The 25,932-nt window shown below is 59.0% G+C and carries 24 protein-coding genes; 13 read left to right on the top strand and 11 right to left on the bottom strand.

Annotated features, from left to right (window positions below; genetic code table 11):
- The first annotated feature begins 41 nt into the window (after positions 1–41).
- Positions 42–1,352, top strand: a complete 1,311-nt coding sequence (locus FAES_RS16880; RefSeq protein ID WP_041258010.1) for a serine hydrolase — start codon at positions 42–44, stop codon at positions 1,350–1,352.
- 89 nt (positions 1,353–1,441) lie between these two features.
- Here the strand turns inward: FAES_RS16880 and FAES_RS16875 are convergent, their stop codons facing one another.
- The 6 genes from FAES_RS16875 to FAES_RS16855 all read right to left on the bottom strand — a co-directional run bounded on the left by FAES_RS16875 (position 1,442) and on the right by FAES_RS16855 (position 6,871).
- On the bottom strand, positions 1,442–2,656 hold the full coding sequence (locus FAES_RS16875; RefSeq protein WP_041258008.1) for an FAD-dependent monooxygenase: 1,215 nt from the start codon (positions 2,654–2,656) through the stop codon (positions 1,442–1,444).
- Complete coding sequence (locus FAES_RS16870) at positions 2,649–3,257, bottom strand: GrpB family protein (protein WP_015332447.1); 609 nt, start codon at positions 3,255–3,257, stop codon at positions 2,649–2,651. Before FAES_RS16870 ends, FAES_RS16875 begins: the two co-directional genes overlap by 8 nt.
- A 40-nt stretch (positions 3,258–3,297) precedes the next feature.
- A complete protein-coding gene (locus FAES_RS30410; RefSeq protein ID WP_158408788.1) occupies positions 3,298–3,444 on the bottom strand; it encodes a hypothetical protein in 147 nt (48 codons plus the stop codon).
- Between the two features lie 80 nt (positions 3,445–3,524).
- The gene (locus FAES_RS30110; protein WP_148289388.1) at positions 3,525–3,974 is read right to left on the bottom strand and encodes a hypothetical protein; all 450 of its coding nucleotides are present in this window, start codon (positions 3,972–3,974) and stop codon (positions 3,525–3,527) included.
- Between the two features lie 98 nt (positions 3,975–4,072).
- Positions 4,073–5,692: an endo-1,4-beta-xylanase gene (locus tag FAES_RS29090; RefSeq protein WP_015332444.1), complete on the bottom strand. Its 1,620-nt coding sequence runs from the start codon at positions 5,690–5,692 to the stop codon at positions 4,073–4,075.
- Between the two features lie 156 nt (positions 5,693–5,848).
- A complete protein-coding gene (locus tag FAES_RS16855; RefSeq protein ID WP_015332443.1) occupies positions 5,849–6,871 on the bottom strand; it encodes a Gfo/Idh/MocA family protein in 1,023 nt (340 codons plus the stop codon).
- Positions 6,872–7,151: 280 nt separating this feature from the next.
- Between FAES_RS16855 and FAES_RS16850 the strand changes: the two genes are divergently transcribed.
- Positions 7,152–8,270, top strand: a complete 1,119-nt coding sequence (locus FAES_RS16850) for a glycerate kinase (protein WP_015332442.1) — start codon at positions 7,152–7,154, stop codon at positions 8,268–8,270.
- Positions 8,271–8,345: 75 nt separating this feature from the next.
- On the opposite strand, the gene FAES_RS16845 is transcribed toward FAES_RS16850, so the two are convergent.
- From FAES_RS16845 to FAES_RS16835, 3 genes are all read right to left on the bottom strand, one after another.
- The gene (locus tag FAES_RS16845; protein ID WP_015332441.1) at positions 8,346–8,600 is read right to left on the bottom strand and encodes a hypothetical protein; all 255 of its coding nucleotides are present in this window, start codon (positions 8,598–8,600) and stop codon (positions 8,346–8,348) included.
- 127 nt (positions 8,601–8,727) lie between these two features.
- The gene (locus FAES_RS16840) at positions 8,728–10,098 is read right to left on the bottom strand and encodes a HAMP domain-containing sensor histidine kinase (protein ID WP_015332440.1); all 1,371 of its coding nucleotides are present in this window, start codon (positions 10,096–10,098) and stop codon (positions 8,728–8,730) included.
- Positions 10,099–10,209: 111 nt separating this feature from the next.
- The gene (locus tag FAES_RS16835; RefSeq protein ID WP_041259074.1) at positions 10,210–10,896 is read right to left on the bottom strand and encodes a response regulator; all 687 of its coding nucleotides are present in this window, start codon (positions 10,894–10,896) and stop codon (positions 10,210–10,212) included.
- A 237-nt stretch (positions 10,897–11,133) separates the two neighbouring features.
- Here FAES_RS16835 and FAES_RS16830 point away from each other — a divergent pair, with 237 nt between their 5' ends.
- The 6 genes from FAES_RS16830 to FAES_RS16805 all read left to right on the top strand — a co-directional run bounded on the left by FAES_RS16830 (position 11,134) and on the right by FAES_RS16805 (position 16,828).
- Positions 11,134–12,117, top strand: coding sequence for a glycoside hydrolase family 43 protein (locus tag FAES_RS16830; protein ID WP_015332438.1), 984 nt, complete (start codon positions 11,134–11,136; stop codon positions 12,115–12,117).
- Positions 12,118–12,332: 215 nt separating this feature from the next.
- The gene (locus tag FAES_RS16825) at positions 12,333–12,989 is read left to right on the top strand and encodes a hypothetical protein (protein WP_015332436.1); all 657 of its coding nucleotides are present in this window, start codon (positions 12,333–12,335) and stop codon (positions 12,987–12,989) included.
- 83 nt (positions 12,990–13,072) lie between these two features.
- The gene (locus FAES_RS16820; protein ID WP_015332435.1) at positions 13,073–14,545 is read left to right on the top strand and encodes a histidine kinase; all 1,473 of its coding nucleotides are present in this window, start codon (positions 13,073–13,075) and stop codon (positions 14,543–14,545) included.
- 40 nt (positions 14,546–14,585) lie between these two features.
- The gene (locus FAES_RS16815) at positions 14,586–15,347 is read left to right on the top strand and encodes a LytR/AlgR family response regulator transcription factor (RefSeq protein WP_015332434.1); all 762 of its coding nucleotides are present in this window, start codon (positions 14,586–14,588) and stop codon (positions 15,345–15,347) included.
- Positions 15,348–15,457: 110 nt separating this feature from the next.
- The gene (locus tag FAES_RS16810) at positions 15,458–16,321 is read left to right on the top strand and encodes a hypothetical protein (protein WP_015332433.1); all 864 of its coding nucleotides are present in this window, start codon (positions 15,458–15,460) and stop codon (positions 16,319–16,321) included.
- A 189-nt stretch (positions 16,322–16,510) separates the two neighbouring features.
- Entirely contained in the window at positions 16,511–16,828 is a 318-nt protein-coding gene (locus tag FAES_RS16805; protein WP_015332432.1) for a DciA family protein, read from the top strand.
- Between the two features lie 120 nt (positions 16,829–16,948).
- On the opposite strand, the gene FAES_RS16800 is transcribed toward FAES_RS16805, so the two are convergent.
- Both FAES_RS16800 and FAES_RS16795 read right to left on the bottom strand, forming a co-directional pair.
- Positions 16,949–17,737, bottom strand: coding sequence for a polysaccharide deacetylase family protein (locus tag FAES_RS16800; RefSeq protein ID WP_015332431.1), 789 nt, complete (start codon positions 17,735–17,737; stop codon positions 16,949–16,951).
- A complete protein-coding gene (locus FAES_RS16795; protein WP_015332430.1) occupies positions 17,698–18,714 on the bottom strand; it encodes a glycosyltransferase family 2 protein in 1,017 nt (338 codons plus the stop codon). Before FAES_RS16795 ends, FAES_RS16800 begins: the two co-directional genes overlap by 40 nt.
- A gap of 39 nt (positions 18,715–18,753) precedes the next feature.
- On the opposite strand from FAES_RS16795, the gene FAES_RS16790 reads away from it, so the two are divergent.
- The 5 genes from FAES_RS16790 to FAES_RS16770 all read left to right on the top strand — a co-directional run bounded on the left by FAES_RS16790 (position 18,754) and on the right by FAES_RS16770 (position 25,930).
- Entirely contained in the window at positions 18,754–19,977 is a 1,224-nt protein-coding gene (locus FAES_RS16790) for a M28 family peptidase (protein WP_015332429.1), read from the top strand.
- 121 nt (positions 19,978–20,098) lie between these two features.
- On the top strand, positions 20,099–20,659 hold the full coding sequence (locus tag FAES_RS16785; protein WP_015332428.1) for a hypothetical protein: 561 nt from the start codon (positions 20,099–20,101) through the stop codon (positions 20,657–20,659).
- Between the two features lie 119 nt (positions 20,660–20,778).
- Positions 20,779–21,609, top strand: coding sequence for an AAA family ATPase (locus FAES_RS16780; protein WP_015332427.1), 831 nt, complete (start codon positions 20,779–20,781; stop codon positions 21,607–21,609).
- Between the two features lie 157 nt (positions 21,610–21,766).
- The gene (locus FAES_RS16775) at positions 21,767–22,966 is read left to right on the top strand and encodes a vWA domain-containing protein (protein ID WP_015332426.1); all 1,200 of its coding nucleotides are present in this window, start codon (positions 21,767–21,769) and stop codon (positions 22,964–22,966) included.
- Between the two features lie 57 nt (positions 22,967–23,023).
- A complete protein-coding gene (locus FAES_RS16770; RefSeq protein ID WP_015332425.1) occupies positions 23,024–25,930 on the top strand; it encodes a carboxypeptidase-like regulatory domain-containing protein in 2,907 nt (968 codons plus the stop codon).
- Positions 25,931–25,932: the final 2 nt, after the last annotated feature.

Genomic DNA, 25,932 nt, shown 5'->3' with positions numbered 1-25,932 from the left:
GCCAGCCATGTTGCGTAACTTGCCGACCAGATTCCCGCCCTATGCTATACGTAACCCGCTTTTGGTGTAAGAGCCTGGTACTCCTTCTTTTTCCCGGCATCACATCGAGCTACGGTCAGGCCCGAACCGATGCGTTTCTGACGAAGCTGTTTTCCCGAAACACCAATCCGCTGTTTCGGTCGGTGATTCGGAATCCGGCGGCGTATCGGCTGCAAATTATCTACACGCAGATCGACCGGGACCGGCAAAACCGGCCGTCGTTTCGGCACTACTATTTCCGCGTCGACAGCACCGAGTATTTTAACCCGGCGTCGACGGTGAAGCTGCCCGCCGCGCTGCTGGCAGTGGAAAAAATCAACCGCCTGAACAACCCGGCCATTACGAAATTTACGCCGGTGCAGATCGACAGCGCCTACAGCCGACAGACCCACGCCTGGACTGATAGCACGTCCGAAACGGGCCTTCCGTCTGTTGCCCATTTCATCAAAAAGGCGTTTCTGGTGAGTGAAAACGACCCCTACACCCGGCTCTACGAGTTCATCGGACAGGGCGAATTCAACCGGTCGCTGCACGCCAAAGGCTACCCGGACACGCGCATCACCCACCGGTTTGTGCGCATGAGCGCCGACGAAAACCGGCACACCAACCCCCTGCGGTTTATCCGGCCCGATGGCGCGCTGCTTTACGCGCAACCCGCCGCCTACAACCCCGATCCGTTTGATTTTCGGCGGGTAGCCAAACTGGGGAAGGGTTATCTGACAGCCAACGACAGCCTGGTCAATGCGCCGTTCGATTTTACGGAGCGCAACAGACTACCCCTCGAATCGCTGCACCGGATGCTGCAATCGGTGCTGTTCCCCGAATCGGTGCCGGCGCGCCAGCGGTTTACCCTCACGCCCGACGACTACCGGTTTGTGTACCAGTATCTCTCGCAATACCCCGGCGAAACCAACTACCCCAAATACGACGCCAGCGCGTATTACGACAGTTACGTGAAGTTTTTCTTCAAGGACAGCCTGCACCACGCTATGCCCAACGGCCTGCGCGTGTTCAATAAAGTGGGCTGGGCCTATGGCTTCCTAACCGACGCTTCCTACGTGGCTGATTTTGCCAATGGCGTCGAATTCATGCTGTCGGCGACGATCTACGTCAACAGCGACGGTATCCTGAACGACAACAAGTACGAATACGAGTCGGTGGGGCATCCGTTTTTGTACCAGTTGGGCCAGACAATTTACCAATACGAACGTACCCGGCAACGTACCCACAAGCCCGACCTGAGCCGCTTCCGGGTCGACTACGAAAAACGCCGTACCGACAGCCGCCCCGTCGTAAAAAACGTCGAAAATTGACGGAAATGCTGCATCCGTAAGGAGCGTACCGGCGAATGTTGAGCCCCACGGGTGCCGCTCGCTACCGGGCCAGGCTCAAATCCTGCTCGCTACCGGCTGGCGATAGCGGCTTTCTCGTAGTCAGGCAAGACAAACGAGTCGTTTGTCGGGCTGTCGCTCTTGCGATTGAATAGCGCAGCGATCCGCTGGGCAAACCGGCTGGAAATGAGCCGTATCCCGGCGTTGAAAACCGCAATGCCAAGTCGGGTTTTGGGATGCGCCACCCACGGCACGCCCGGTGGCAACGACTGCACCTCCTCGACAAACGGACGTAACCGGTTTTCGTAGGCCGCAAAGGCCTGCCGGTAATCGGCATGTTGAGCCAGCTCCCCAGCGAGCACGTAGGCCCCCACAATGGCCAGACTGGTGCCCATGCCGCTCAGCGGCGACGGGCAGTAGGCGGCGTCACCGACCATCGCGCACCGACCTTTCGACCATCGCGGCGCTTTTACCTGACTAATGCCATCAAAGTAAATGTCCGTGTTGTCGTCGAGGGCGGCCAGTAGCCGGGGCGCTTCCCAGCCCGCGTCGGCAAACGTTTGTTTCAGAATGGCTTTCTGCTCGGCCATCGGCAGGCGTTCGTAGCCTTTGGGCTCGGATAAAAACGAAAAGGAGGCGCGGGTGGTGCCTACATTGTCGGGCCGAAGGAAGACCACGCGCGACCGGGGGGCGTTGTACCAGCGGGCCCAGGCGCTATCCGTCGCCGTGCGCGGCACGGTAAAATACGAGGTATACAGGCCCAGGGGTTTGATAACGGGTTCCTCACCGAAGACCAGCGACCGCGTTCTGGACCGAATGCCGTCGGCGCAGATCACTAGGTCAAACCGGCGGCGACTTCCTTGCTGAAACGTCACCTTCACCCCGGTCTCCTCGTCGGTCAGCGCCGTGATCTGATCGCCGAAAAGGTACTCGACCTTATCGCTCGTCAGGTCATATAGGATCTGGGCGAGGTCACCCCGCAGAATTTCCAGCTCGCGGGTGCCGATGCTGGATTCGCCTTTCGGTAACTCGGCTTTCGTTGCGTTGGTTTCGTCGACAAATCGGACGCCCAACTCGCCGGTGTTCGCCACCCGTATCGCGTCTTCAATCCCCATCAGCCGCACCACCTGCTGCGCTGCGCCGCTGATGTCGATATTCTGCCCGCCCAGCCGGAGCGCATCGGCCCGCTCGACAATAGTAGGTTGATAGCCAAAGCGGGTAAGCCAGAAGGCGAGGGTAGGACCGGCAATGCTGGCCCCGGCGATAAGCACAGTCGGTTTAGTCACGAACGGATGATGATAGGGTGGGCGTCGCCCGGTTTTCGCGGGTGATTGTCTGGATGGCAATATCAGCAAATCCCGCCGCTTTCAAAATGCCCGTGATAAACGGCGTCTTGCCTTCGATGTAGGCGTCCATATCGTACGGGTGTTTCCGGGCCAGTTCCTTCTTGAGCTTGCCGTACGCGCTGGCTTCATCGGGATGCTGGCGCAGCCAATCGCGCAGGGTGAGGTGATTGCGCAGGCTGAGGCTGTCGGCCGGGCATACGTAGAGGTGGTGAGCGGGCCAGGTACGTGCCGAGCCGTCGATGGGTGTCTGGTCGGAGCGCCGTTTGAATGCCGCCCGGTCGGTAATACCCTGATCACCCCGGTACACATAGCCCAGCCTGGACAGCCGGTCGATTACCGGGTCAAGGTCGTTCCGGTCAGCAATGACCAAATCAATGTCGAGGACAGACTTGGCCGCCAGCCCCGGTACCGATGTGCTGCCAACGTGCTGAATGGCAGTGAGCCAATCGCCGAGGTGGGCCTGGTAAACAGCCGCTAAGTCGTCAAAGGCCGATGCCCAGGCCGGCGAGTAATCGGCTATGTGGATGGGGGCTTTGGTCATAGGACGGCGGACAAAAAGCCCGTCAGTTCGGATACGCTTTCTACGCCAATTCGGCGGTGTTCAGGGGAATTTGCGTCGGTGCGTAGCCGCTATACTGGCGCAACCCGGCCATAAAAATGGCCATTGTGCTGACGCCAAACAAACTACCCCCTTGCTTGCCGGTTGGCGCGTCGTTCGGGGCTTCCATACGTACCTGAAACCTTAATCGTTCGGCTGGCGACCAGACTGCTGCGAAACGCGCTGCTTGCCGGTGAACAAACCGCAGCATCAGGGTGTCCACATCACCCATTCCTTACGGAAATACAGCGTATCAATCGGCTTCGCGCCCGACAGCAAGCGGCTTTCGGCAAACGCATTCGTAAACCGGACAAACGTCAGGTGCAGGTCGTTCAGGCTAGCCGATTCGTAATAGGCGCCATACAGGCATTGGTGCGGATTCCCTTGTACGCTGTCGGTAAAAAGGGATAATAAAAGCAGTTTTCTTGACGTGGTGTCGGGTTGTTCGTAGCCAAAAATGTGATGATCCCGCTGGATGTCGGCGCGGAGCCACATGGTACTATCCTGTCTGGAAATTGCCAGTTTCGTAAAGCCGGGTTCGTCCAGGAGCGTTGGTTTGGGATACAAACTCAACGCCCCATCTGCGACAGGGTGAGTCGTGTGAGCTGGTCGCGTACAGGAGAGGGTAAAAACCAGCAGGCTTGTCAGGGTGCTTTTCAAGGGGCTTGCGGGTTGTAAGGCGCCAATCGAGTATAAAAAAAGCGAACAATTCGATTGAATTGTTCGCCAATGGATGCTGAGTTATCAAGCATCCCGCCTTATAATCCTGAGCGTAGGGCGTTTAACACGGCATCATACGCTTTCTTTTTGGTGCCGGCTGGGGTGTAGAGCAGCGGGTAATCGGCCCCGTTCCGGTAGCGCCAGCTTTGGTTATCCAGCAAGCCCCAGATCGTTATACCATACCGTTGGGCCTTGGGTACGTTGCGCATGTAGGACGTAACGATGTAGCTATACATCTCGGCCTGCGTGTTTTCCAGCGCCTCGGTGAAGACCAAACTGGCCGCGTTATTCGTATTGACGCCAATGTCCAGTTCGGAAACGTGAACGAGCAGGCCCGTAGCCGCCAACTTTTTGAAATGCGCATCGATCTGGTCTTTGCTGGTGTTGATGCTGACGTGCATCTGCGTGCCGATGCCATCCACCTTGGCGCCCTTTCCCCTGATTTCGGCGACGTACGCGATGAGTGAATCGAGCTTGGCGGTCGAAAACTCCAGGTTATAATCGTTGATAAACAATTTGGCTGTCGGGTCGGCCTGGGCGGCGTAGGTGAACGCTTTCACGCCAAAATCACGCCCCAGGTATTCACTCCAGACGAAGATGTCATTGGCGGTTGCGTTGGCGGTGTTCGTATTGTTTCGGATCGCCCCCGCAGGGCCATCGGCAAACATCTCGTTGATCACATCCCAACCCCGCACTTTTCCTTTGAAATGCCCGGCAATCTGCTGAATCGTGGTTTTGAGCAGGCTATCCACTTTCGTGTAATTGTTGGTTGGGCTCCCCGACGTAACTAGTTCGTTGACACTCACGTCATCAATGAAGTAGGTGTTGCTGTTGCGGCCCATATCGAAGACAATGCGGGTCTGGGCTTCGTTGGCCGTGATGAGCCAGGTTACCTGCTGCCAGGCCGTACCAATCGTCTGATCGCCCTGATACAAGGGCGTTGGCTGCGTTGAGAGCCGAATAGAGCCGTTTGCAGTGGCCGCCTTGACCCAATAGCTGACCTGATACTGTTTGCCCACCGTCAGCGGAATCGGATCCGTTGCTACCTGCACGCGCCATTGCTCGGTGGTGTAAGCCGTGGGGTTTACGACCTTCATGGAGCGGCTACCGGAACGTACCTCGGCCGCGCCGGAACCGGCCGTTATGGTAGCGGTACCAGCGGGGTTGCCGCTGTTCAGCACGGTGAAATTGACAAAGCTGTTTGCGTCTCCGGTTTCAAAGCCAGGGTTCGGGACCAGGTTGACGCCACTCGGCCGGGCTGCATTCAGAATGCTTCGGTAATAAGTGCCCTGCGCCTGAGAATGCCAGGCCAACACGTGCCCGTGGATCTGAATGTTTGCGGCCTGCGCTGCCGCCACCATGGCATCGGCTGTCGCGAAATTATAGCCCCCCGAACTAGTGACGAGGGCGCTGTTTTTCATCTCGTTTTCAAACGTGATGCCGTTAAAATCCCGCTTGAGCAGCTCCGAGGAAGTAGGATTGGTCAGAAAAGCGCCGTTGCTACCCGCTACCGCAATCGGGAAGGTCGCCACCGACTTCAGCGGTACGCTTTCCAGCACCGGCGGTGTCGGCGTTGGCGTGGTGCCATTATCGACCTCCTTCTTACAGGCGGACACAACGGCCAGTACTAATATAAGTTTCCAGGTATTTATTTTCATATAGAACTATATGGTTAATTAAATGTGTAATTATAACGATTTTGTGAAATAATTGTTTTATTATTTTGTTAAAACGAATAATGGGCAAACGAAATTCTGTTTTGCCTGCCGACTAGCAATCGTTTCTTGTAGGATGGATAGGCGCGTTGCCGGAATTTACCGCTCCGCCGACTGATAAATCCGCTCGACGATTTCTTGCAAAAGCGCACCCTGCTCGGCAGTGCAGACGTTCGACGGCTTGTGCTGGCAGGCATCCAGAAAGGCGATGGTATTTTTCAATTGGCTATCCACGTCTTCCAGGTACGGAAACCGAACGTCGGCCAGCTCGCCCGCCAGTTCCGTGTGCAACGTAAACGGAAACAGGCTGACCCCGCCTTTGCTGCCGAAAACCGCCAGATTCCGGTCTTTGTCGAGTTGGGTATTGAGGGCAAACGACGCCGACAGCATAACCGACGCCTTGTTTGGGAACGACAGGTACGCCATCGCCGCATCTTCCACGTCGAACGTAGCGGGATTCCAGCTGCCCATCAGGCCTTTACCGCCCGTTTTGCCGATCAGGTCGTAGGTGTTACCCAGCACCTGATCGGGCGTCGGGAAGCCGAGCACATACAGGGCCAGGTCGAGCACGTGCACGCCCAGATCCATCAGCGCGCCGCCGCCCTGCACGGCTTTGTTGGTGAAGGAACCCCAGCCCGGAATACCCCGTCGCCGCAGAAACTGGGCCTTGATGTGATAGATGTCGCCCAAGAGCCCCTCGGCTTTGCACCGCATCAACAATTCACATTCACCCGTTTGCCGTAGCTGAAAATTATACGCCAGCGTCAGGCCCTTCTGGGCAGCCAGATCGGCCATATGCCGGGCGTCGCGGGCGTGTAGGGCCGATGGTTTTTCGCAGAACACATGACAGCCGTGTTCCAGCGCTTCGATGGTCTGTGGGTAATGCAGGTTGTTGGGCGTGCAGATGACCACCATGTCGGGCGCGCAAACCCGATACAGCTCGCCCGTGTTGTCGAAGGCATGGGGGATTGCGTGTTTATCGGCGAGTGCACGGGCTTTGGCCCTATCGCGCCCGCATACGGCCACAATGTCGACCTGCTCGGCTACCTGCTTCAGGGCCGGGATGTGATTTTTATCGGCAATATTTCCCCCGCCGATGATGGCTACGTTCGATTTGGACATACCCTAAAGAACGCAAAAAGTGGCCTGTCTACTCCACTGCGGCCCTGAGCGGGTCGCCCCTAAAGCCGCCAGCACGAGATGCCGTCAGCGGGAACGTACCCAGCCCGACCGATTTGATTTGTCCTGGAAATAATGGTAGGATTGCGATCCGCTTCGGCGAATGGCCCGCTTGAAACAGGTTCTTTTAAGCTGCCACCCAGGTACGTCGGCGGGCTAAGGCGCGTCTGTTGGCGTTCCCGATGATAAAACACTCCCCACATCACCCACTCGCAAACCGACGATGAGAATTGTGCTGGCACCCGACAAATTCAAAGGCTCGCTGACGGCTTCGGAGGTATGCGCAGCCATGACGGAAGGCATTCGGCTGGCCAATCCGGTGGCTGAGGTGGTGGCTGTTCCCATGGCCGATGGGGGCGAAGGCACGGCCCAGGTGTTGACACAGGGCACGCGGGGCGTCTGGCATACGGCGGTGGTGCAGAATCCGTTGGGGCGCCCGGTCGAAGCGGGGTATGGTATCTCGGGCGATGGCAAAACGGCTTTCATTGAAATGGCGCAGGCTTCGGGCCTGCGGTTATTGAATCCAGCGGACTACAATCCCTTCCAGACCAACACCTTCGGCACGGGCGAATTGATTCGGCTGGCGATAGAGCAGGGCGTCGACCGGATCGTGCTGGGGATTGGTGGGAGTGCCACCAACGATGCCGGCACCGGTATGGCTGCCGCGCTGGGCTGGCAGTTCCTGGATAAAGCCGGTCAGGTGCTGCGCCCCTGTGGCGGGAACCTGGCCCAGATCGACCAAATTATCGCGCCCGCCATAGCCTGGACAGGAACCGTAGACGTAGCCTGCGACGTGACAAACCCGCTGGTGGGGCCGCAAGGAGCCACGTATGTCTACGCGCCGCAGAAAGGCGCTACGCCGGACGACCTGCCGCTGCTTGACGCCGGTATGACGCACTGGGCCGAACGGGTTCGGCAGCAGCTTGGCGTCGATGTGTCGACTTTGCCGGGCGGCGGCGCGGCGGGGGGGCTGGGTGCCGGGGCGGTCCTCTTCCTGAATGGCCGCCTGACGGAAGGTGTTCAACTGCTGATCGACCACACGCGGCTAGCCGAAACGATGAAGGGGGCTGACCTGGTGCTGACGGGGGAGGGGCGAATTGACAAGCAAACCTTACAGGGCAAACTGATTGCGGGCATAGCCCGGCTGGCCAACGAGCAGGCGATTCCGGTCGTGGCGCTGGGGGGGTCGGTACAACTCTCGCCCGACGAGCTAACGACTCTGGGGCTAACCAGCGCCTTTGCCATCGCTCCCGGCCCGATTACCTTAACCGACGCGCTGACCCACGCCGCCCATTACCTCACCCAAACGACCTGGCAGGTGATACGGCTCCTGGGGCGATGATGATCAGCGTGGATTGATGAAGGCATCCGGCCACATCAGCATAGTACCTAGCCAACGTGATACGGAAACGAAGCCCTAACCCACCGATTGCCGGCGCTGGATCTCCGTTTGGATTGCCTTTCTGGCTTTTGAGTTTTTGTTGCCAATAAACATAGCGGCGCCAAGCAGGCCAATCGTGAGAAGAAACTTACCACCTACGGCTGACCACACAGCCACCCCAACCAGCATGCCAATGACAAAAGCTGTTGCGATTGTGCCTGACTTCATGGCTTTCTTTTCTGATAGTAACTCGTCAAGCGTCATTACGGAATAGTCCTTGGCTGAAAACATAAGTGCAGGTACGTTAAAAAAAGATACAGAATATGCATTGGGTGGCGGCTGCGCGTTGGGCCTATGTAAGCGCGGTCGTTGGCAAATCGCCGCTTAGGTAGGCAGCGTTCACCGATGTGAACCGAGGCTACAGATTTTGGGGTAGGGTTACCGTAAATGTGGTACCCTGCTCGGTGCTAGAGGTCACGTCGAGGCGGCCGTTATGGAGCTGGATGATCCGCTGGGTGAGCGAAAGCCCCACGCCGTGGCCGGGGATACCCTGCGCGTTGGTCCCACGTTGGAACGGCGCAAACAGCTTCGGCAGCTCATCGGCGGGGATGGGCGGGCCGTCGTTGTGGATCCGTAGCTGCAACGTGTCCGCCTGTTGGCCCAGATTCACCGTGACGTGGTGGGTAGGCGAGAATTTGCCGCCGTTTTCAAACAGGTTCAGCAGGGCCGTGTGGATCAGCGGCTCGCTGGCGGTCAGTTGCCAGTCGGTGGGTTGATCGCCATGTGCCGTGTCGAGCGAGACGGTGATCTGGTAGCCAGCATGGAGGCGCCGCACTTCGTCGCGCACTTTCCAGAGCAGTTCGTCGAGCGCAAAGCGCGTCATGCGCACCGCTGAGGCATCTACGCCCACTTTCGCCAGCGACAGCAGGCCGTTGGTGAGCCGGGTCATGCCGCGCACATCGTCGAGCACAGAGCGCAGGGTTTCGCGCAGTTCGGCGGGTTCTTCGTCGGTCAGCAGCGACACTTCCAACTGTCCCGACATAGCCGTGAGGGGCGTGCGCAGTTCGTGCGAGGCGTGCGAAACAAAGGCCTGCTGCATGCGGAAGGCGGCTTCGAGGCGGTCGAGCATGCGGTTGAATCGCTCCGACAACTGATCGATCTCGTCGTTGTCGGCGCCGGTGGGCAGGCGTTGGTCGAGTTGCGTGGCCGAAATACCGTCGATCCGCCCAATCACGCGGCGCATGGGTTGCAGGCTGCGACCCGCCAGAAACCGCCCCACGCCAAACGAGCCGCCCGTGACCACCAGCCAGCCCACGGCCAGCAGCCAGGCCAGATCGCGCTGCTTGCTGAACCCGTAGGTATCGACCGCCGAGGCAAACACCACAAACCGGTTGCCCTGGGCGGTGAAGGCCGTGCCCACAATTTCGCGGTCTTTCTCGCGCCAGTATACATCCGTCTCTACGCGCACCCGGTCGAGGGTCGTGCGGTCGACGGCGAGGTAGTCGGTGCCGCTTTCGTAGCGGATGTGGTTCTGGCTGTCGTAAATAATAATCTCCTCATCGGGCAGCACAGTCATGTGGTTGCGGTCAAGGAGCTTGAACAACTCGGGGCTGATGGTTTCGCGGCCAAACAACAAGCCCACCGAGGTCTGCGCTTCGGCCCGCAGCCGCTCCCGGAATTCGCGTTCCCGGTGCCGCTCGGCCACGGTATAGAGTACCAGACAAAACACCAGCAAGAGGGCCGAGAGCAGTCCCGTAAACCAGAGGGTCAGGCGCGTTCGGATGGTCATAGAGGGGAAGCACGGTTTGCTGTTCTCTGTTGGCTGGCCTCTGCTGGCTGACGCGAACCTGGTCGGGCACCAGTCAGCCGAAGACCGTGAACGGGGGACAGCAACCTATTTTTATTTTTCTTTCAACACATACCCCATGCCCACGGCGGTGTGGATCAGCTTGGTGGCGAAGGGCTTGTCGATTTTGTTGCGGAGGTAATTCACGTACACGTCGATCACGTTGGTGCCGGTGTCGAACCCGATGTCCCAGACCTGCTCGGCGATGTCGGCGCGCGACAGGACCCGGCCGGCGTTGCGCATGAAGTATTCGAGCAGGGCAAATTCGCGGGCGGTCAGTTCGATGGTCAGTCCTTGCCGACGCGCCACCTTGCCCAACCGGTCGAGTTCGAGGTCGGCAAAGGCCAGAACGGGGTCGGGCTCGGCGGGCACGGCGCGGCGCAGCAGCGCTTTCACGCGGGCAAACAATTCGGCAAAGGCAAAGGGCTTGGCCAGGTAATCGTCGGCCCCGGCGTCGAAGCCCTGCACTTTATCGGTGGTCGTATCCAGGGCCGTCAGCATCAGAATAGGCAGGCGATCGTTTTTGCTACGGGCGTATTCGGCCAGTTCGAGGCCGCTCACAAACGGCAGGTTTACGTCGAGGATCACCAGGTCGTAGCGGTTGACCCCCAGCAGCCGTTTGCCTTCACGGCCGTCGTTGGCCACGTCAACGGCGTAGGCCTGCGTTTCCAGCCCTTTCTTCAGGGCGGCTGCTACTTTAATTTCGTCTTCAACAACCAGCAGATGCGGTTTCGTGGACATGGGTGAATAGGGGTATAAATGGGCAATGGCGCGCCGGGCCGCATCGGTCATCCGGCGACATCGCGCTCTTGGTTTCGTTTCAGCAAGGTAACGCTAAGCCCGGATACCTTGCATTAACACTGGATTAGGACGCTTGGTTGGCCCCACAAGACCCCACTTCGGCAACGTACCTGACGAGGCCGGTAGGGGTAAACCGCTTAACTTTCGTCTTTACCCAAGACATCACTCTCGATACGTATGCACCGTCTGCTGACTACCGGTCTGCTTGCCTGCCTGCTGCTACCCGCGGCGGCCCAAACCGCTACAAAACCCAAAACCATGTCGGGGAATCCCCTGTTTCCCGGCTGGTATGCCGATCCCGAAGTGGCCCTCTTTGGTAAGCGCTACTGGATTTACCCCACCTATTCCGACAAATACAACAAGCAGGTGTTCATGGACGCGTTTTCGTCGCCCGATCTGGTCAACTGGACCAAGCACCCGCGCATCGTCGATACCACAGCCGTGAAATGGGCGAAACGGGCCATGTGGGCGCCTTCCATCGTTGAAAAAGGGGGTAAATACTTCCTGTTTTTTGGAGCCAACGACGTCCACGAAGGCGAAATCGGGGGCATCGGCGTGGCGGTGGCCGACAAGCCTGAAGGCCCTTTCCGCGATTACCTCGGCAAACCGCTGATCGGGCAGATCCACAATGGCGCGCAGCCCATCGATCAGTTCGTGTTTCACGACAAAGACGGGCAGTATTACATGATCTACGGCGGCTGGCAGCATTGCAACATCGCTAAACTCAACGCTGATTTTAAAGGGTTTACGCCCTTCGATGACGGCAAAACGTTCCGTGAGATTACACCGAAAGGCTACGTGGAAGGGCCGTTTATGTTCCGTCGCAACGGTAAATACTACTTCATGTGGTCGGAAGGGGGCTGGACCGGCCCCGACTACTCGGTGGCCTATGCCGTGGCCGATTCGCCCTTCGGCCCGTTTGAGCGGGTGGGCAAAATTCTCCAGCAGGACCCCACCGTGGCCCGAGGCGCCGGTCACCACTCAGTGCTGAACGTGCCCGGTACCGACGACTGGTACATCGTGTACCACCGCCGCCCTCTCACCGAAACGGACGGTAACCACCGCGAAACCTGCATCGACCGCATGGAGTTCGACGCCAACGGAGCCATTAAGCCCGTCAAGATTACGGTCGAAGGCGTGAAGGCAAACGTACTGAAGTAACGTACCCAGGGAGGGTGGTCGGGCAACGTACCTGACCAGCCTCCCTGCTTTGAAACGACGGCGACGGGGTGCCGAACCTGGAAGGCCCTCGATGAGGAGTCAACCCTATCGCGCCGAATGGCCGGGTTTATCCCGCCGAACCCGCACTTTGTCGGAAACGACTGGAAGCCGGGTCGCGCCCAACGTAGGTTTGAGCCAGCCAAACGCACTCAACTATGTACGTCGTCCGTCTTGTTTTCCTGCTCACGGCCCTGTGGGCGTTTACCGCCCGGGCCCAGCCTTTATCCGATTCCCATCAGCAGGCCATGCGCCAGGGGATCGCCTCCCTGAATAGCCTGAGCGCCCAAACGCCAACCGCCGACATGCTTGCGCTGGCCAACGAGTTTGCGCGCATCGCCTCGGCAGAAAAGCAGGCCTGGCTACCCCGCTATTATGCGGGCCTCACCTACGTGTATCTGGGGTTTATCGGGAAAGACCAAGCCGAAAAAGACCGGTTTCTCGACCGGGCCGATACGTACCTGAACGAAGCCGACAAGCTGTCGCCCAATAACGACGAACTGTCGGTGCTGCGGGCCTACATCGCCCAGTCGCGCATGTCGGTCGACCTCGCCAACCGCTGGCAAACCTACGGCCCGCAATTTGAAACCGCCATTGGGAAAGCCATCGCGCAGAACCCCGGCAACCCCCGGCCCTACGTGCTGAAAGGGCTGGGGCTGATCTTCACGCCCGAAAATTTCGGTGGTGGCCCCAAAACGGCTTGCCCCGTGCTGAAAACGGCGACCGAAAAATTGGCTACCTTCAAACCAGCAAGCGACCTGGCCCCCGCCTGGGGCCAGAGCCACATCGACCCCGTGCTGGGACAGTGCGATTAAACTGGTCGGTTGTTGGCTGACGCTGGAGTAGGCGAGCGTCAGCCAACAACCGACCAGTAGACAGTGAATAGCGAACAGTTTCCATGACCCGCGATCAACTCATCAAACGGACCAACGGCACGCAGCGGCTGCAACTACGGGGGCAAAGCCTGCGTGGGTTCGACTTCAGTGGCCTCAACCTGACGGGGGCTGATTTTAGCTTTTCTGATTTGACCAAAGCCAATTTTGAAGGGGCCATCCTGCGCGGGGCCGATCTGAGCTTTTCGGCCATTCGGGGTAGTAACTTTCGCGATGCCGACCTGACCGACGCCAACCTGAGCTTCAGCGACCTGTCGAACACCGTGCTGAACGGGGCCAACCTGACGGGGACGCGGTTGAGTTTTGCGGCCGTATCCGCCAAATCCGAGCCAAAAGACAGGTCGGCCGAGCCCAACATGCTGGCCAAACTGCTGCAAACGCCCTTCTGGGGGCTACTGATCGGGATGATCGCGGGGGCGTTGGTGGTGTATGGCTTCAGCGGCATCATCTACTTCACGGCCCAGATTGCGATCTCGAAAGACCCGCTGATGGCCCAGCTTTACCGCTTTCTGATCATCCAGAATGTCGCAATCGGGGCCGGGATCTTTCTGGTTATCTGGCTCCTCGACGAATGGCTCAATCAACGCATCCAATCCCCCTGGTTGCGGCACCTGCTGGCCTCGGGCGCGACGTTTATGACGTCGACCACGGTTAGCCTGACCACCTTTTTCTTCTTTGGCCAGTCGGCCGTCAATGAGTTGGTGAAACGACCGGAATACACCACCGACAACGCCCCCGTTATCTTCTACATCCTATCCTACCTGATCGTGGGCAACACCTTCCTGTATGTGTTGCGGCAGGGGCGGCAACTCACCCGCAAAATGTCGGAACAGGAATTTCAGTTGCTCAACATGGAGAAGCTGAAAAACCGGGCCGAACTCGATGCGCTACAGGCCAAGATAAACCCCCATTTTCTGTACAATGCCCTCAACAGCATTGCCAGTCTGGTCCACGAAGATCCCGACAAAGCCGAGGAAATGACCCTGCTGCTGTCCAAGCTGTTTCGCTACAGCACCGGTCGCGATGGCAGCCTGTTTACGACCCTGGCCGATGAGCTGGACATGGTCCGAACGTACCTGCGCGTCGAACAGGTACGGTTTGGTGACCGGCTCCGGTTTGAGGTCGACGGTGACAACGCTCGCTTCGACGGCCTGACCATCCCGCAGTTTCTGCTGCAACCGCTCGTTGAGAATGCCATCAAACACGGCATCAGCAAACGGGCCGACGAGGGCTGCATCCGGGTGGGTATCCGTGAGGAAGCGGGCTGGCTCTGGCTCACGGTGCAGGACAACGGCCCCGCTTTTTCCGACGAGATGGGCGGGGGCTATGGCCTGCGGAGCATTCAGGACAAACTGCGCCTGCTGTATGCCGACGACGCCCGGTTTGAGTTACAGAATAAACCCCAGAAGCAGGTTTGCATTGGCCTGAAAATGAACCGCCTGACCAGCCCGGCCGCCGCCTCGGCTTCGGTTGGCTAATAGACCGCTTAACCGGCAGGGCCAACGCCTTGCCCTACGTATGACTGCCCTCCTGATTGATGATGAACCCCTGGCGATCAGCCGCCTGCGTCGGCTCCTGACCAAACATACCGACACCTTTACCATTATCGGCGAGGCCACCAACGGCGCCGAAGGGCTGGCGATGATCGAGGCCCAGCGGCCTGATGTTATTTTTCTGGATATCGAAATGCCTCTGCTGAACGGCTTCGAGATGCTGGGCCGACTATCCTACATGCCGCTGGTGGTATTCGCCACCGCCTACGACCAGTACGCCATTCGGGCCTTCGAGGAAAACTCGGTCGATTACCTGCTGAAGCCCATCGAGGCCGACCGGCTGGAGCGTACCGTGCAGAAAATCAGGCTGCTGCGGAGTCATGATCAGGCCGCGTCTAACCCCTACACCGATAACCTAGCCCGCCTGCTGGAACAGATGAAGCCGAAAAAAGAGATCTTCTCCATCTCGGTCAAGACCGGCGATAAGATTCGCCTGATTCCGCTGGCCGAGATCGCGTTTTTCGAAGCCGAAGAGAAATACGTGTTCCTGGCTACCCACGACGGCCAGAAATTCCTCACCACCTACACCATCGCGAGCCTCGACGAAAAACTACCCGACTCGTTTGTCCGCATCAGCCGGGCGGTCATCGTTAATCGCCACCGGATTCGGGAGTTCCAGAAGCATTTCGACGGGAAATACGTGTTGACGCTCAACGACAGCAAACAAACCCGCCTCACCACCGGCAGCACCTACGCCGACAATGTCCGTCAGTTAATGGAACTTTGAAAGCAGTATGCAGTTAGCAGTGTACAGTTTTTTGCTTCATTGTCAGCCCGGACGCGACTCGTCGGTCTGCCAACTGAACCGCTTAAACTGCCAACTGTAAACTCGTTTTCATGCGCCGTTCCGCATTGCTAAGGTGGTTTGTGTCCTTTCTGATTGCCCTGCCGATCAGTCTGGTGTTCGCCTTTCCGACGCTCCGGCGCTGCCTGACCATCCGCTACGCCGACGATTTTACGGCCTTTCAGCACCAACAGCATACCGTCTACGTCAGCAACGACGCCACCCCCCGGCAGCGGGCCGTGCTGGTGCGCCACCTCGACGTAGCCACCCAGCGGATTGGCCGTTTCTGGGGGAGCCGGCAGGGGCGGGCGGTGCTTATCTACTGCCCCACGCAGGCGCAATATGCGCGCTACTGTTCGGGGGGCGAAGGCGCCGGTTGCAGTATCGGCCTACCCTGGGGCACCTCCTTTCTGGTACTCGGCCCCGAGGGCAACAGCCCCGACGTGATGGCCCACGAGCTGTGCCATGATGAGCTTTTTGCCCGCCTCGGCTGGCTGACCATCAAACGGCAGGTACCGCAGTGGTTCAACGAAGGGCTCGCGCTGATGGTCGACTACCGCTTCACGAGCCCAACCAACGACCCCGCCATTCGGTTTGCCGACTACGATGCCGAGTGGCGGTACCGCACCCGCGGCCTCATGGCCCAGCATCCGCAGTTTGTGCCGACCCTGCCCGCCCTCGAAACGACCCGCGATTTTTTCTACGGCAACTATGGCCGGGTGATGCTGGCCTACCTGGCCGCCGGCCGCGAGGTCGCCCGCTGGCTGGCTACCGAAAAACAGCCGCCCTTGTTACCGTTCGTTCGGCAACTGGCCGCGGGTGAGGCGTTCGACGAGGTGTATAAGAAAGCGAAGCCCGAACAGGCGGTTGACAAGGCTGGAAAGTCAGCGAAGAAAGGGAGTGCCGAGTCTGGATAGTCCTTTTTTAGCGCACGTAAGCAACCCGAAACCGACTGGCCAACTCCCGCCTTCTGTTCGTTACCGACTTTCCCGCCTGTCGCCACGCCCCCGATTTGTCACCGCTAAAAAATGTTTGCTGGTAACCGAGGGGTTACGTGACTAGGCGTTTAACTTTGTCGTTATCCAACTGAACGGCCCCTCCATTCCATGACCAATAAGTACATTTCGCCCACATCGCGACAGCCTGGCACGACGACCGTCAAAGAAGCCTTTGACAAGCTGCTCCAGGTCTATAAACTGCGCGGCCGGTTCAACGAAACGTACCTGGAAGCCTTTTGGGGGCGTATGATGGGCCAAACGATCGCCTCCCGCACCACCCGCCTCTATGTTCGCGACAGCGTGCTGTACATCGAACTGTCATCGGCACCCCTGCGCAACGAACTGGTCAACGCCAAGCAGAAAGTCATTCAACTCGTCAATAAAGAGATCGGCTCCGAAGTCATCACGGATGTGATTTTTATTTAGGGGCATTGGTTGTCATTGATGGTCATTCTTAGTCATTCATTGTTAAAAAACGATCCATGACAACGAATGACTATGAATGACCACCAATGACAATGAATGACCATCAATGACAGCGAAGCCCTACACCAACCCGGTTACAAACTCGTCCATTGTCTGGTACTCGCCCCCTTCGGCGCGCAGGTAGCGCAGCAGGGCCTCTACGCGGTCGAGGAGGTCGTGGCGCGAATGCCGCTTCACGTAGGTTGGAATCTTCTCATACTGCGCCAGGTCGGTAAACTCCCAGGGGTGCACATACAGATTCACGAACCCGTCGGCCTTGAGGGTCTGCAAGCAAAGCTGTTTGTAGATGGCAAACGGGAAGTTTTTGAGGCTCAGCCAGAAAAGTGGTAACCGCAGATTGGGCGTGACCGAAGCGGGAATCTGCCAGATCGTTTTCTCCTTGAACGGCAGGCGGGGTTCGCCCCAATGGTTATAACGGCCCGGTATAAACGTCGGGTGCAGCGACGAGTTGTAGACGTACCCGGCGGCGATCAGATCATCGGGGTTGGTCTCGCCCATGCGCGCCCGCCGGAAGCCCCGAACGGGTTTGCCCAGTAACGTTTCCAGCGCCTGTTTCGACGTACCCAGGTCGGCCGGTTCGAAGGTCGTATGGTAATAGCCGTGCGAAGCAACCTCGTGCCGTTGGGCCAGTTGCTTCATCAACGCGGGCTCGTGCAGCGCGTAATTGGCCGTGGTGAACAGCGTCGTGCGGGCGTCGAGCGCGTCGAACCGCTCGGTCAGCAGGCGAAGGCCCCGGGTCGAGACGGCAATCTGTTCGCTCAGCGGAATGGTGTGGCCAAATTCGACGGCGGTATCAAATTCTTCGACGTCTACTGTGAAGAGAATGCGGCGGGGTTGGGTACTTGCCATTGGATAATTTCCTCGATCTCACTCGAATCGCCAATGATGTAAGGCGGGCGACGTTTCACCTCGATGAAGGTTTTGCCCAAATATACGCCCATAATACCGATGACGATAAACTGAACGCCGCCGATAAGCACAACCAGCAGGACCAGCGTGGTCCAACCCGACACCGTGGCGTTCGTGAAAAAATACTCGTACAAAACTTCCAATCCGAAGAGCGACGAGAAGAGCGCCATGCACAAACCAACCACAACGGAGATATACAGCGGCTTGGTGCTGAACGAAGTAATGCCCATCATCGCCAGCTGTAACATCTTCTTAAACGAGTATTTAGTCGTACCGGCAAACCGGGCAGCGGGCTCATACTCAATGCGACACTGCCGAAAACCCATCCATGAAATCATGCCCCGCACAAACAGATCGTTCTCCTGATGTTGCTTCAAGACATTGAGTACTTTCCGGTCGAGCAATCGGAAATCAGCGGCGCCATCTTCGAGTTCCAGGTCGGAGGCAGCTCGCAAAAGCCGGTAGAAATTACGGGAGGTAAATCGCTTTTTCCAGGGTAAATTCGGGTCCTGATGCCGCACCGTATACACCACGTCGAATCCCTCGCGCCACTTCTTCACCAGCGTCGGAATCAGTTCGGGCGGGTGTTGCAAATCGGCGTCGAGGCTGATTGCGCAAATCCCACGGGCGTGTTCATAGCCCGCCCGCAACGCTACCTGATGCCCGAAGTTGCGCGAGAAGGAAATAAAGCGTACTTCGTTGTAACGCATGCTTAATTGCCGCAGCACCGCTTTGGTGCGATCGGTGCTCCCATCGTCGACGATCAGGATCTCGTAAGCAACCGGCCGGTCGGTCGCCGGATCACTGAGCGTGCTCATAACGGCGCGCAACCGCTCCACCAGAACAGGCAGGTTCTCCTGCTCATTGAAAGCCGGCACAACAAGGCTGATCAGGTTCGGCACGAGTAGAAAAGACATTAAAAAGATGCGTATTTTTTCGTAAAGATACACTTGCTTATGATTAAATCCCCCTCAGCCCGATCGACAAATTTCCTGTTGGCGGCACTTTGTCAATTTCCGCATCGGGGCGCCGCCACGGCCAACGAACGCGCCGCGGCCCAACTGCTGGCCGACGCCCTGACGGAACGCGGCGCCACGGCCCGCCTGGAGCCCTTCCAGACGCCAAAAACCTACGTGACCATCGTGTATTGGCTCATCGGCGGGCTGTTGGCGGGTATGGGTCTGGCGATGAGCGCGGGCTTTTTGCTCCAGCAGATTGGGTTGGTGGTGGCCCTCTTTTTTCTGGTTCAGGCCTGGCTGTATTTCAACTGGCGCCCCACGCTCATCAGCCGCTGGCCGGTGCAGCACACGGCCCTCAACGTGGTGGCCCGCTGGCCCCGCCCCGACGCTGAGCCGGTCAGGACGCACGTGGTGCTGATGGCGCATTATGATACGGCCCCGGTGTCGGCGCTGTACAGCCCCAGGCAGCAGCGGTCGTTTCGGGCGTCGCTGATGCTGTCGCTCGCGATCATGACGCTGGGCGTAGCCTTGCTGGTGGTGTACGTGGCGGCGGGGTGGCCCGGCTGGGTAACCTGGGGTGTTGGGCTGGTGGCGCTGTACCTCATCGCGCAGGCCGTGATGGGCAGTATCGGGTACTGGACGCGGGGCTACACCAATGGGGCGAGCGATAATGCAACGGGTGTGGTCGCCGCCATCGAAACCGCCGACCGGCTGCAACGGGCGAGCCTGGCGGGTGAATTGCCCGGCCTGCTGGTGGAAGTGCTGTTGCCCTCCGCCGAAGAGGCCGGGATGCTGGGTTCGCTGGCCTACGCCCAGAAAAATCGCCCTAAGTGGCCCCTGAACGGCCAACAAACCATCGTGATCAATTTCGACACGCTCGGCGCGGGTAAGCTCACCGTCGTTGAGCAAACGGGAACCGTAGAGGTGTTGCGCTACGACAATGCGCTCACTCAACTGGCCCGGCAATTGACGGCCACGGCGGCCTTCCGGGAACGTACCCAGACGGGTCGCTGGCATACCGCCGACTTCGACAGCGCGTGGTTTGTGCGGGGGGGCAACGTACCCACGCTGGCCCTGTGCGCGCTGGCGCCCGATGGCAGCATGCCCCGCATTCACCGCCCCGATGATGTACTGGCCGCCGTCGATGAGACCCCCATGAACACGGCCATTGACTTCGCCGAAGCCGTGGTGCGCGTGTGGCATGACGCGCGAAATCCGTAACTTAGGACATTATTCAGCAGGTTCGGCGGTTGGCATGAAAGGCTTCGATGTTACTAGTGATTGACTTACAGCTAGTTAGTCTCCATTTTATGTCGCCAGATCCTAAACTGTATCTACACAAATGGCCACGTATAAGAATGACGGGTATCGACCCGACGAAATCAATGCACTAAAAGATGAGTGCCGACAGACCGGGCGTTCGTTTGTCTACGTTGAAGACGACGAACTGGACGTGCTGGAGTCGGGCGAGTGTGCTCACATCCAATTCGTTGGAAAAGATGATGGGCAGGAGGTAATTTTTGACGGACTCATCTATACGTTGCGGTTGCACCACAGCAGCATGGTCTATGAAATGGCCGTTGATCAGGTGAAGAAGACGTACCCTGGCTATCAGCCTCCCGAAGAGCGCGCCCCCGGCTACCGCATCGACACCGAAAAGGAAGAGGAAGTCGAGGAAGTACTGACCGAACTCATCGAAGAACTGGAAGACACCGAAGCCGTTAAAGTAAAAGAACACGTCGAACTCGACCGGGGCTTTGAATACGGCATCGGCATCGACGTCTGCCTCAACACCGAAGACATCACCGACGACGTCATCGAACAATTCATCAGTCAATTTAACGAAAACACCCTCCGCCTCGATCAAACGCTCTACTCGTTTTCGAGCGACGAGGAAGAGTAATTAGCGTTCAATGTCCAAGGTCCAGGCGGTCCGCTGCAGGTCCAACGTGGCAGGTGTGTAGACGTCCGTTTGCGCTATCGGCTTTGAACGTTGGACTTTGGACATTGAACTTAACTCCAATGCAGTTCCAGGGAACCGACGCCTACGTGGCCACCCGCGAGTTGAGCGTGGCCGTCAATGCCGCCATTCAGTTGCAGAAGCCACTGCTGATCAAGGGCGAACCCGGCACCGGCAAAACGCTGCTGGCCTTTGAGGTGGCACGGGCGCTCAACAAACCGCTGTTTACCTGGCACGTCAAATCGACCACCACGGCGCAGCAGGGCCTCTACGAATACGATGCCGTCTCGCGCCTCCGCGACTCGCAACTGGGCGACCGCGACGTAGGCGATCTGGCCGCTTACATCAAAAAAGGCAAACTCTGGGAGGCCTTCGAAACCGACGAGTCGGCGGTGCTGCTGATCGACGAAATCGACAAGGCCGACATTGAATTTCCCAACGATCTGTTGCAGGAACTCGACCGCATGGACTTCTATTGCTACGAACTGCGGCAGACGATCCGGGCGCGGCACCGGCCGGTGGTGATCATCACCTCGAACAACGAGAAAGAACTCCCCGACGCCTTTCTGCGCCGCTGCTTTTTTCACTACATCCGGTTTCCCGACCGCGCCACGATGCAGCAGATCGTCGACGTGCATTTTCCGAAACTGCCGGGCGAACTGATGGCCAAGGCGTTGTCGGTGTTCTACGGAATCCGCGACGTAAAGGCCTTAAAAAAGAAACCCTCGACGAGCGAACTCATCGACTGGATTCGGCTGCTGATGGTGGCGGGCGTCACGCACGATGACCTCACCGACCTCGAAAACCTGCGCGAAGTGCCCCCCTACCTCGGTGCCCTCCTCAAAAACGAACAGGACGCCGACCTGCTCGCCGCCCTCCGGGGCAGGAAGTAAGGGAATGGATAATGGACAATGAATAATGAACAATGTATAATGTACAATGAACGGTGCAGTATCCTTCGGCCAGTTTTGTAGTCATACGGGGTCATTGTGCATTGTACATCGTGCATTATACATTGTTCATCGTGCATTGTCCATTATTCATTAACTTATGTTTCTCACTTTCTTCCTCCTGCTGCGGCAACAGGCGTTGCCGGTGACGCTGTCGGAATACCTGACGCTGCTGGAAGCGTTGCGGAGCGACGTGGGCGGCACCACCATCGACGATTTTTATTACCTCAGCAAGACCACGCTGGTTAAGCACGAGCAGCACCTCGACCTGTTCGACCGGGTGTTTGGCGAGTGGGTATCCGGTACGTCGACGGTGACGAGGGGCGCGCTGCCCGAGGTGCCGCCCGCCTGGCTAAGTGATGCGCTGGCGCAGAACCTGACCGACGACGAAAAAGCGGCCCTGGATGCCGCCGGTGGCCTCGATACCCTGTATGCCCGCCTGCGGGACCTGCTCGATGAGCAGCAGGAGCGGCACGAAGGTGGCAGTAAATGGATCGGTACGGGCGGTACGTCGCCCTTTGGCAACACGGGTTACGCGCCGGAAGGATTTAAGCTAGGCCAAACGCTCACCGAGTCGGGGGGCAACCGCCGGGCTACCAAGGTCTGGGAGCACCGCGACTACAAAAACCTGGACGATGGGGTGGAGCTGAACACCCGCAACATGAAGATGGCCCTGCGCCGCCTGCGGATCCTGACGCGCGAAGGAGCACCCGACGAGCTGGATATCGACGAGACCATCGCCGAAACCAGCCGCAACGGCGGTTATCTGGATGTGAAGCTGCAACCGTCGCGGCAAAACCGGGTCAAGGTGTTGCTGCTGTTCGACGTGGGTGGCTCGATGGACGAACACATCGACCTGTGTAACCAGCTATTTTCGGCGGCCCGTTACCAGTTCAAACACCTCGAATTTCTGTATTTCCACAACTGCGTGTACGAAACGCTCTGGAAAGACAACACGCGTCGCCGCGACCGCATCCCGACCTGGGAGGTGCTGCACAAATACAACCGGGAGTACAAGGTGATCTTCGTGGGCGACGCCGCCATGGCTCCCTACGAACTCACGCAGCCGCGCGGGAGCGTTGAGCATTACAATGAGGAGGCGGGCCTCGTCTGGCTCGACCGGTTCAAGGCGCAGTACCCGCATTTGGTCTGGCTGAACCCCACCCCTGCGGGTTACTGGTCGTACACCAACAGCACGAACCTCATCCGCGACTGGGCCGGTAACCGCATGTTTCCGCTGACGCTCGGTGGGCTGGGGCAGGCCATGAAATCGCTCAAAAATCCGAAGGTGACGTTTTGAAGATAACGGTTCGGGGAATTACCGTAAGTTGCTGTTCCTTACCGTGTCCCGACCGTCATGACCACCCTTCGCTGGCTTCTCTGCCTGTGCTGCTTACCCGTTTTCACGCAGGCCCAACCCGCCCAACGCGCTACCCTAACGGGCAAAATTACCAACGCCACGACGGGGGAACCCCTGCCGTTTGCGTCGGTATATATCAACAGCACTACGCGCGGTACTAATACCGACGAAAAAGGCCTGTTCACGCTGCCCGACGTTCCCTTCGGCACGACTGAACTGGTCGTCTCGTACACTGGGTTCACAGCCGAACGAAAGACCATCGATGTCAAGGAAGTCCGGCCGCGCCTGCTCGAGATCACGCTCTTTCCCATGACCAACCTGCTGAGCGACGTGGTCGTGAAGGCCGGGAAAGATCGCCAGTGGGAGGGGCAGCTGGACCGGTTCAAACGCGACCTGCTGGGTACGTCGCCGTTTGCGGGTAAATGCACCATCACCAACCCGGAAGTGCTGAGTTTCAGCGAATCCAACGGCACGCTCACGGCTACGGCGAGTGCACCGCTCGTCATCGACAACCGGGCGCTGGGGTTTCGGATGCAGTATACGCTGCTGGGCTTCCGCAGTCAGAACCAGACCGGGCGGGTGGTGTTTGGCGGTACCACGCTTTTCAGCGAACTCCAGCCCGACTCGCCCAGGCAGGCCGCTACCTGGCAGCGCAACCGGGAGGTCGCCTACCGTGGGTCGCTGCGGCACCTGCTGGCGAGCCTGGCCGCCGGGACCCACGAGAAAGAAGGGTTTTTGGTCTACCAAACCAATCCCGACCGCCCACTTCCTGAAAACCCGCCGCCGACGCTGGGCACGGAACTGGGGCGGCATCTGAAGCCTATTGAGTTGAGCACGCTGGTGCTGCCCGGTGCGCAACCTCACGAGCGCTGGCTGGTCAGTATGAGCCCGCTGGAAGTGTTTTACACCCGCTACAATCCCCGCAATTCGCCCTACCGCGATGCACCCTATGCTTTCTCGAAGCTGGTATTGCCGCAAAAAACGCTCGGCTTCACTACGGCGGGGGCCATCACGGCACCGCGTGGCTTTGACGCGGTTGGCTACCTCAGCGACGATCGCCTCGCCGCCGCCCTGCCCGACGACTGGCAACGTCCGGTCGAGCCCCGCCGCGATTCAGTAGCCGCCTCAACCCCGCTCCCCACTGCGGACAAAGCGACCCATGGCGGGCCAGCCGTGTTGCTGCATATCGACAAACCGCTTTACCTCACCGGCGACCGGCTGTCGCTGAGTGGGTACGTGCTTGACGGCCGGTCGCGGCAGATTGATACGGCGGCGGTGGGCCCGGCGCTGAGCGTGGCTATATGGTCAGACCGACAGACACTGGTACAGCACCAATGGCTGCCAGTGCGGGAAGGGCGCACGGTGGGTACGTTCCGGCTGTCGGATACGCTGGCAACGGGTACGTACTGGCTTCGGGCCTATACCGGGGCCAATCGCCAACAACCCGCCTTTGAGCGACCCATCCTGGTGGTGAACGGTACGCAACCCAACGTACCCGGCAACCCGCCACCAACGAGCCAGCCCGACCGCCGCCGCTGGATCGTGAACGCCGTAGCGCCGCCAAAGCGGATCGTCGCGACGGCTACGTTGGGGACTGCCACCAGTGAGCCCACCCGATCGCTCAGTATAGCCCTACAGGATGACCAGGGCCGTTCCGTGTTTGCCCGCCTATCGGTGGCCGTGACCGATGCCGATGGGATACCGCCCGATTCGCTTGGGCCAGACTTTTTCGCCCAACTTGCGCTCGCCAACAAGCAACCACTCAGCGCGAACGCCGTAAAACCCGATATCACGCTGCACGGCACGGTGATCAGCTCGGAAAAGCCGCCGTATAACGTGACTTTCTTTGCCACGGGCGGGGCCGCCGTGCAGATGCGGGTGGCGCAAACCGATCAAACAGGGGCGTTTACGGTCGAGCAGCTCGATCTGCCCGATACGACACAGGCTGTGGTGCGGGTAGCCAACCGGCGCGGGAAACCCATCGAAGCGCGGGTATCGTTTCGTGCTCAGGCCGAGTCGCCAGGTACGTTGCCCGTTTTGCCTGATGCCGCCCGGTACTTCACGCAATGGCGGTCGATGATCGAAGCGGGTTGGCAGCGGCAACAAGCTGACCCGGCGGCTTATCGACAGGCCGAAGCCCGCCAATTGAACGAAGTGGCCGTTCGGGCCCGCCGGTCATTCGACGACCGCCCCGCCGACGTACAACTGCGCAGCCTGCACGACCGGGTCGATCAGACAATCGTGCTGACCGACGATAGCCCGGATGTGGCCAATCTGTATTTGCTTATTCAGGCTAAAGTACCCTCGGTCAGGGTGGAACAGGTCCTGGCCAACGGGCGGGTGAGCTATTCGGTGAAATTTCCAGGTACGTGGTCGATCCTGAACGCGGCTGTGCCAGTGCAAACGGGCTTCGGGGCGCCACCACCGCCAAAAACCACGGTCGAGGCGACGATGCAAAATCCGTTGTTTCTGATGGATGGCTTTCCCATCGACGATACCGATGGTACGCAACTGCTGGCTTTTTCGCCCGCCAACATCGAACGGATCGAGGTGCTCAAATCGGGATCGGTGGCGGCGATCTACGGGGCCAACGCCGCGCGGGGTGTGCTGGCCTTTTATTCTAAAACCACCCGCGAGGGCGCTTCGGTGAAGGGCGTGAGTCGCCACACGCTGCGGGGCTACGCCAACCCGACCGCCCCCTCGACCTGGACCAACGTACCCGGCGTCCGCCGCGACGTACTCGCCTGGCTACCGCTCGCTACCACCGACGCCTTTGGGCAGCTCACCATCCCGATCGAGGTGGCTCCGGCCGTCCGAACCCTCCGGCTGACGCTACAGGGCGTGACCGATGCGGGGTTGCCGGTATCGTGCGTGCAAACGCTGTCGGTGGGCGGGTCGCACTGAGC

The sequence above is a fragment of the Fibrella aestuarina BUZ 2 genome, from assembly GCF_000331105.1.
GTDB lineage: Bacteria > Bacteroidota > Bacteroidia > Cytophagales > Spirosomataceae > Fibrella > Fibrella aestuarina.
This window is presented reverse-complemented; position numbering and strand designations above follow the sequence as displayed.